This window comes from Desulfofundulus sp. (assembly GCF_049701015.1).
Lineage (GTDB): Bacteria > Bacillota > Desulfotomaculia > Desulfotomaculales > Desulfovirgulaceae > Desulfofundulus.
This window is the reverse complement of sequence record NZ_JBNATZ010000394.1, coordinates 1-1531: the sequence shown is the minus strand read 5'-3', so window position 1 is coordinate 1531 and position 1531 is coordinate 1. Positions and strand designations below refer to the sequence as shown.

General features: G+C 57.7%; 2 protein-coding genes. Both read right to left on the bottom strand.

Annotated features, from left to right (window positions below; translation table 11 throughout):
- On the bottom strand, nucleotides 1-100 hold a 100-nt coding region (locus ACPLUI_RS14780; RefSeq protein WP_424661001.1), incomplete at its 3' end, for a dihydroneopterin aldolase.
- 46 nt (nucleotides 101-146) lie between these two features.
- Nucleotides 147-1337, bottom strand: a complete 1191-nt coding sequence (gene folP, locus ACPLUI_RS14775) for a dihydropteroate synthase (RefSeq protein WP_424661000.1) — start codon at nucleotides 1335-1337, stop codon at nucleotides 147-149.
- Between the last annotated feature and the right edge of the window lie 194 nt (nucleotides 1338-1531).

Sequence of the window (1531 nt, the reverse complement as noted above, 5' to 3'; positions counted from 1 at the left end):
GTTCCACATCTACAATGAAGCGCTGGCCCATCCTACGCTCTTCAGGCAAAACACCATGATATCCGTAAAATTCCATACCCTTTAAAATTACGCGGTCCACCCAACCCCCCCCCAATAAGTTAATAAAAGGTGCCAGGCACCTTTTATTAACTTATTGGGCGGACCATGGCGTCGGTCATACGGGCCACCCGCACCATTTCCTTCACATCGTGCACCCGGACGATGTCTACCCCCGCCGCAATACCAATGGCCACCGTGGCCGCCGTACCCTCCAACCGCTGTTCCACGGGCAGGTCCAGAGTTTTCCCGATCATAGATTTCCGGGATGTCCCCAGCAACACCGGAAGTCCCAGACATGCGAGCTCCGGGAGCCGGTTCATGATTTCCAGGTTTTGTTCGACGGTCTTGCCAAAGCCAATCCCGGGGTCGATAATAATTTTGTCAGTGCCAATACCTGCCTCCATGGCCATGGCAATGCTTTCACGGAAGAAACGGATTATATCCCCCATCAGGTCCTCATACTCCGTACCCACCTGGTTATGCATGAGGATCACCGGCACGCCGTAACGGGCCACCACCGCCGCCATCTCCGGGTCGGCGCGCAAAGCCCACTGGTCGTTGATGATGTGGGCACCAATTTCCAGGGCCTCCCGGGCCACCGCAGCCTTGGTGGTATCAACGGATATGGGGACAGGAACCTCCTGCACCAGCTTCTCCAGCACCGGAATAACCCGGCGCAGTTCCTCCTCCAGAGATACAGGGGTATGCCCGGGCCGGGTGGATTCCCCACCCAGGTCAATGATGTCCGCCCCTTCCTCCACCAGGCGGTGGGCATGTTCCAGAGCTCGCGAAGGATCGTTGAACCTGCCGCCATCGGAAAAGGAATCGGGAGTCACGTTAAGAATGCCCATGACAAGTGTCCTTTCTCCAAGCACCAGTTCCTTTCCCCGGCAGTCCAGCCGCCTGATGGGCCGCCCCTCCAGGTTCTGCAGAACCCGGCGGATTTCCCCGGCCAGGGCAGCCAGGCCGAAGGGCTGGAGTTCGAGCTTGGCCAGCATGGCGTTATACTGCTTCAGGGTACCCATGAGCAGTACGTCCGTTTTTTCTACAGTATGGTCGACCACACCCCGGGCCACGGCCGCATCGCCGCCTCTGGCCAGCATCTCCTGCTTGAGAATAGTAGCCTGGACAGGAGTCAGACCGCTGATTTTTAAAACCCGGTGAACAGCCTTGGGAGCCATCAAGCGGCAGCCTGCCTGGTCCGCTCCTACGGCAGCTATTTCCTCCAGGGCCTGCTCCCTGTTTTTTATTTCAATGTGTCGCACCTGCAAGGACAAAATATATCACTCCCGGGCTTTTTTAATTTCAATAAACCAGTGCCTCGCGCAGGGTTTCCATACCGGCAGCCTTGTAACATTTATCGCGGGCGGTACAAAAGGCACAGGGACGGGACAGGTCGTCAGCCCGACATAAAAGCTGTCCCAGCGGCCCTCCCCGGGGATCCCCCCGGCGGTGGGCTGCAATAGCCATG